This window comes from Sphingomonas sp. (assembly GCF_036387535.1).
Classification (GTDB): Bacteria; Pseudomonadota; Alphaproteobacteria; order Sphingomonadales; family Sphingomonadaceae; genus Sphingomonas_R.
Genome location: NZ_DASVTO010000043.1, coordinates 1 through 4,865, shown reverse-complemented (window position 1 = coordinate 4,865; position 4,865 = coordinate 1). Strand labels below are relative to the sequence as shown.

Genomic DNA, 4,865 nt, shown 5'->3' with positions numbered 1-4,865 from the left:
AACCTGGCGGAGGGTTCTCGACAAGCTCGAACCGAACGGATGGGGATGGACAAGTTGGGTGATGGTGGCTGGCCGTCAAAGCTCCGGATAGATCGGGAAGCGGTCGCACAGCGCTTCGACGCGGCGCTTGACGTCGGCCTCCACCGCGGGGTCGCCCTGTTCGCCGTGCTTGGACAGCGCGTCCAGGACGTCGGCGATCATGTCGGCGATGTCGCGGAATTCGGCCGGGCCGAAACCGCGGGTGGTGCCGGCGGGGGTGCCGACCCGGATGCCCGAGGTCTTGACCGGCGGCAACGGATCGAACGGAATCCCGTTCTTGTTGCAGGTGATGCCGGCGCGTTCCAGCGCCTCGTCCGCATCGCGGCCGGTGACGTTCAGCGGACGCAGATCGACCAGCGCGAGATGCGTGTCGGTGCCGCCGGTGACCAGATCGGCGCCGCGTTCCTTGAGCCGGGCGGCCAGCACCTTCGCATTTTCGACTACCGAGCGGCTATAGGCCTTGAACTCCGGCGTCAGCGCTTCGCCGAACGCCACCGCCTTGGCCGCGATGACATGCATCAGCGGGCCACCCTGCAGTCCGGGAAACACGGCGCTGTTGAACTTCTTCGCCAGCGTCTCGTCATCGGTCAGGATCATGCCGCCGCGCGGGCCGCGCAGCGTCTTGTGCGTGGTGGTGGTGACGACATGGGCGTGGCCGAAGGGGCTGGGATGCACGCCGGCCGCGACCAGACCGGAAAAATGCGCCATGTCGACCAGGAAATAGGCGCCGACCTTGTCCGCGATCGCCCGGAACCGCGCGAAATCGATGATGCGCGGATAGGCGGAGCCACCGGCGATCAGCAATTTCGGCTGATGTTCGATCGCGAGCGCCTCGACCTGGTCATAATCGATCAGCTGGGTATCCTGGCGCACGCCGTACTGGACCGCGTTGAACCATTTGCCGGACATCGCCGCACGCGCGCCGTGGGTGAGATGACCGCCGGCGTCGAGCGACATGCCGAGGATGGTTTCACCCGGCTTGACCAGCGCCAGCATGACCGCGCCATTCGCCTGCGCACCCGAATGCGGCTGCACATTGGCAAAGCCGCAGCCGAACAGCTGCTTTGCGCGGTCGATCGCGAGCTGTTCGACGATGTCGGACGGGGCGCAGCCCTGATAATAGCGCTTGCCGGGATAGCCTTCGGCATATTTGTTCGTGAAGACCGAGCCCTGCGCCTCCAGCACCGCTTTCGACACGATGTTTTCGGACGCGATCAGTTCGATCTGCTTGCGTTCGCGCGTCAATTCGCGCGACAGGCCGGCGAATACCGCGGGGTCGCCTTCGGACAGGCCGCGCGAGAAGAAGCCTTCGGGACGGATATCGTCGACCGTGCGGGGATTGGTGCTCATGCGGGATCCTTCGCGTGCGGGGGATTGGACAGTTTCACGATGCGGTCGGCATGGCGGCCGCCCGCGAAACCGGTACCGAGAAACTGGGCGACGCAATCGCGCGCGGTTTCGATCCCGATCAGGCGGGCACCGAGCGCGACGACGTTGGCATCATTATGTTCCCGCGCCAGCCGCGCTGACAGACCGTCCGACACCAGCGCGCACCGCATCGCGGGGTGGCGATTGACCGCGATCGCAATACCGATGCCCGACCCGCAGAGTGCGATGCCGAGTTCGGCGCGGTCGTCCGCGATCGCGGTGGCGAGCGCATAGCCATAATCGGGATAATCGACGCGGGCGGTGTCGTTCGGTCCGAGATCGACCACGTCATGGCCGGCATCGCGAAGCCAGATGACCAAAGCGGCCTTCATGTCATAGGCGGCGTGATCGGAAGCGATGGCGATGCGGCGGGGCGATACGCTGGATGACATGACGGTCCGTTTCTGAACGAGTCGGGAGACAGGACGGGGTTTGCGCGCTTAGTAGGTGTATGGGGTCGATAAGGCCAGCGTGGAGAATGAACGATGCAGCATGCGACGCGACGGATGGCGGTGATGATCCTGACGGTGCTGGCGGGATGCGGCGGTGGCGGGTCCGGTGGTGGTGATGTGACCGCGACCAATATCGCGACCGGAGTGCCGAAGTCGGCCGAGCCCGCGGCGGTGCCGGAGTATGCCGAAATGTCCGCCGCGGACCAGCAGCGGGCGGAGGGTACGCGTGAATTCTTCCTGGGCACCTGGACCGGGCCGGAAGGGCTGTCGTTCGTGGTCGAGGCCAAGCCGGATGGCGGCTATCGCATCCGCAACCGCGACACGCTGGACAGCGAAACGACGTTCGATGGCGGGTTGGCGGGCGAGACGCTCCGCTTCGTGCGGCGCGGCGAGACGTTGAGCGCGCGGCCGGGGACGGGCGCGGAGACCGGGTATAAATGGCTGGCGCAGAAGAAGGATTGCCTGATCGTGCAGGCCGGGGTGGAAGGATATTGCCGGGATTGAGCGAACCTCCGGCGACCGTGAACAAGGGTGATGGCATGATCGATGATGTTGAGGCGCGCGCGCCGGACCGGCTGGCGATCGTGCTGGGACTGGCGGGGTTGTTGCCGCAGGCGGCGGCGGTCCTGGCGCCGTTACTTGGCATGGGCTGGCTGAACCCGGCGCAACTGGCGCTGGTCTATGGCGCGCTGATCCTGTCGTTCCTGGGCGGAAGCTGGTGGGGGATCGCATTGACGCGGGCTGACGGCCTGCCGCGCGCGATCCTGTTGCTGCTGGGCATCGGCGCGTCGCTGCTGGGATTTTGCGTGCAGGGGCTGGCAGGACCGGGGCTGTTGCGGCCGTTGCTGCTGATGCTGGGGCTGGCGATCGCCGCCAGCTGGCTGGTCGATCGCGGGCTGGTGCGCGACGGGCTGATCGGCCGCTGGTGGGGGTGGTTGCGGCTGGTGTTGTCGCTGGGGCTGGGGGGGCTTACGGTGTTGGCGGGGATTTTGGCCTGATGTTCTGCCTGACCATCGTCACCCCGGCCTGCGCCGGGGTGACGGTTATCAGTCATGCCGGTTCGATCACGTCACCGGGCAGGATCACGCGGCCAGGCGAAGTTCCATGCGGTCCCAGATTTCAAGGAGCGCGCCAGTCAGGTCGCGCATCATCGCTTCGTTATGCGCGGGTCCGGGGGTGAAGCGCAGGCGTTCGGTGCCGCGCGGGACGGTCGGATAGTTGATGGGCTGAACATAGACGCCATATTCGGCAAGGAGGATGTCGCTGACACGCTTCGCCTTGACCGGATCGCCGATCATCAGCGGCACGATGTGGGTGGTGGACGGCATGACCGGCAATCCGGCATCCGCAAACATCGCCTTCAGCCGTGCGGCCGCGGCCTGTTGACCGTCGCGTTCCTCCGCCGATGCCTTCAGATGGCGGACGCTGGCGAGCGCACCCGCGACCAGCACGGGCGACAGCGAGGTCGTGAAGATGAAGCCAGGCGCATAGCTGCGGATGACGTCGACGATCGTGCGGTCGGTGGCGATGTATCCGCCCATGACCCCGAACGCCTTGCCCAGCGTGCCTTCGATGATGTTGACGCGGTCGGCGACGGCATCGCGTTCCGAAATGCCACCGCCACGCGCGCCGTACATGCCGACGGCGTGAACCTCGTCCAGATAGGTGAGCGCGTTATATTTGTCCGAAAGGTCGCAGATGCCGGCGATCGGCGCGACGTCGCCGTCCATCGAATAGACGCTTTCAAAGGCGATCAGCTTCGGTACGTCCGGATCCTCTGCCGCGAGCAGTTCTTCCAGATGATCGAGGTCATTGTGGCGGAAGACGCGCTTTTCACAGCCGGAATTGCGGATGCCCGCGATCATCGAGGCGTGATTCAGTTCGTCCGAGAAGATGATGCAGCCCGGCAGGATCTTCGCCAGCGTCGACAGCGTGGCGTCGTTCGAGACATAGCCGGAGGTGAAGATCAACGCGGCTTCCTTGCCGTGCAGGTCGGCAAGCTCGTTTTCCAACTGAATATGATAATGGGTGTTGCCGCCGATATTGCGGGTGCCGCCGGAGCCCGCGCCGACATCGTGCAGGGCCTCCTCCATCGCGGACACGACCTTTGGATGCTGTCCCATGGCAAGATAGTCGTTGGAACACCAGACGGTGATCGGCTTCGGCCCGTTATGACCGGCAAAGCAGCGCGCGTTGGGAAACGCCCCCTTGTTGCGGAGGATGTCGATGAACACCCGGTAGCGGCCTTCGGCATGCAGCCGGTCGATCGCCTGATTGAAAACGCGCTGATAATCCAACCGGGGCACTCCGGAGACATGAGATCACCACGCTGTACGACCGAGTCCTTACGATTTCCAGCCTGATCGCAGTGCAGCATTGCGAGACATTTTGTCTCTGTGATCGATATCCTACAGACGATCGATCGTGGCGAGGCCACGCTGCGCCAGATGGGCGCGGAAGGCGGAGCCGGGATCGATCGCACCCGTGAAGACGGCGATGCCGGGCGGCGGCACGTCCGGCCAATCCTGACCCGCGGTCAGATGGGCGACGCGGCGCGCGATCCCGGGGCCGCCATCCACGAAGGCGAGCGGGCGCGGCGCGGCGGCGGCGAGCTGATCCGCGACCAGCGGGAAATGCGTGCAGGCGAGCACGACCGTATCGACACGGTCGCCGCCGGGCTGATCCAGCAGGCCGGCCAGCACCGCGCGATAGGCGGCGGGATCGGTCGCCTCACCGCGCAGCTCCGCCTCGGCCAGTTCGACCAGCGCGGCAGACCCATGCCGCAGCACCAGCGCATCGGCGGCATATTCGGCGGTCAGCCGGTCGACATAGGGCTGACGCACGGTGGCGTCGGTGCCCAGCACGCCGATCGCGCGGGTCCGCGTCAGCGCGGCGGCGGGGCGGATGGCGGGAACGGTGCCGACCACGGGCATGTCGAGCGCGGCG

The 4,865-nt window shown here is 65.9% G+C and carries 6 protein-coding genes; 2 read left to right on the top strand and 4 right to left on the bottom strand.

The annotated features are described in order from the left end of the window. Positions 1–75 precede the first annotated feature (75 nt). Positions 76–1,389, bottom strand: a complete 1,314-nt coding sequence (gene glyA / locus VF649_RS03520) for a serine hydroxymethyltransferase (protein WP_331010574.1) — start codon at positions 1,387–1,389, stop codon at positions 76–78. Further along, complete coding sequence (gene rpiB / locus VF649_RS03515; RefSeq protein WP_331010573.1) at positions 1,386–1,859, bottom strand: ribose 5-phosphate isomerase B; 474 nt, start codon at positions 1,857–1,859, stop codon at positions 1,386–1,388. The genes glyA and rpiB overlap by 4 nt, the downstream gene beginning before the upstream one ends. 93 nt (positions 1,860–1,952) lie before the next feature. Here rpiB and VF649_RS03510 point away from each other — a divergent pair, with 93 nt between their 5' ends. Both VF649_RS03510 and VF649_RS03505 read left to right on the top strand, forming a co-directional pair. Further along, positions 1,953–2,423, top strand: coding sequence for a hypothetical protein (locus VF649_RS03510; RefSeq protein ID WP_331010572.1), 471 nt, complete (start codon positions 1,953–1,955; stop codon positions 2,421–2,423). A 35-nt stretch (positions 2,424–2,458) separates the two neighbouring features. After that, on the top strand, positions 2,459–2,917 hold the full coding sequence (locus VF649_RS03505; RefSeq protein WP_331010571.1) for a DUF3429 domain-containing protein: 459 nt from the start codon (positions 2,459–2,461) through the stop codon (positions 2,915–2,917). Between the two features lie 84 nt (positions 2,918–3,001). On the opposite strand, the gene hemA is transcribed toward VF649_RS03505, so the two are convergent. Continuing rightward, positions 3,002–4,216, bottom strand: coding sequence for a 5-aminolevulinate synthase (gene hemA, locus VF649_RS03500; protein ID WP_331010570.1), 1,215 nt, complete (start codon positions 4,214–4,216; stop codon positions 3,002–3,004). A 111-nt stretch (positions 4,217–4,327) separates the two neighbouring features. Continuing rightward, on the bottom strand, positions 4,328–4,865 hold a 538-nt coding region (locus tag VF649_RS03495; RefSeq protein WP_331010569.1), incomplete at its 5' end, for a glutamate racemase.

Bases quoted from the DNA above. Each gene is read 5' to 3' on its own strand.
- glyA (WP_331010574.1), bottom strand. From the start codon at position 1,389: ATGAGCACCAATCCCCGCACGGTCGACGATATCCGTCCCGAAGGCTTC.
- rpiB (WP_331010573.1), bottom strand. From the start codon at position 1,859: ATGTCATCCAGCGTATCGCCCCGCCGCATCGCCATCGCTTCCGATCAC.
- VF649_RS03510 (WP_331010572.1), top strand. From the start codon at position 1,953: ATGCAGCATGCGACGCGACGGATGGCGGTGATGATCCTGACGGTGCTG.
- VF649_RS03505 (WP_331010571.1), top strand. From the start codon at position 2,459: ATGATCGATGATGTTGAGGCGCGCGCGCCGGACCGGCTGGCGATCGTG.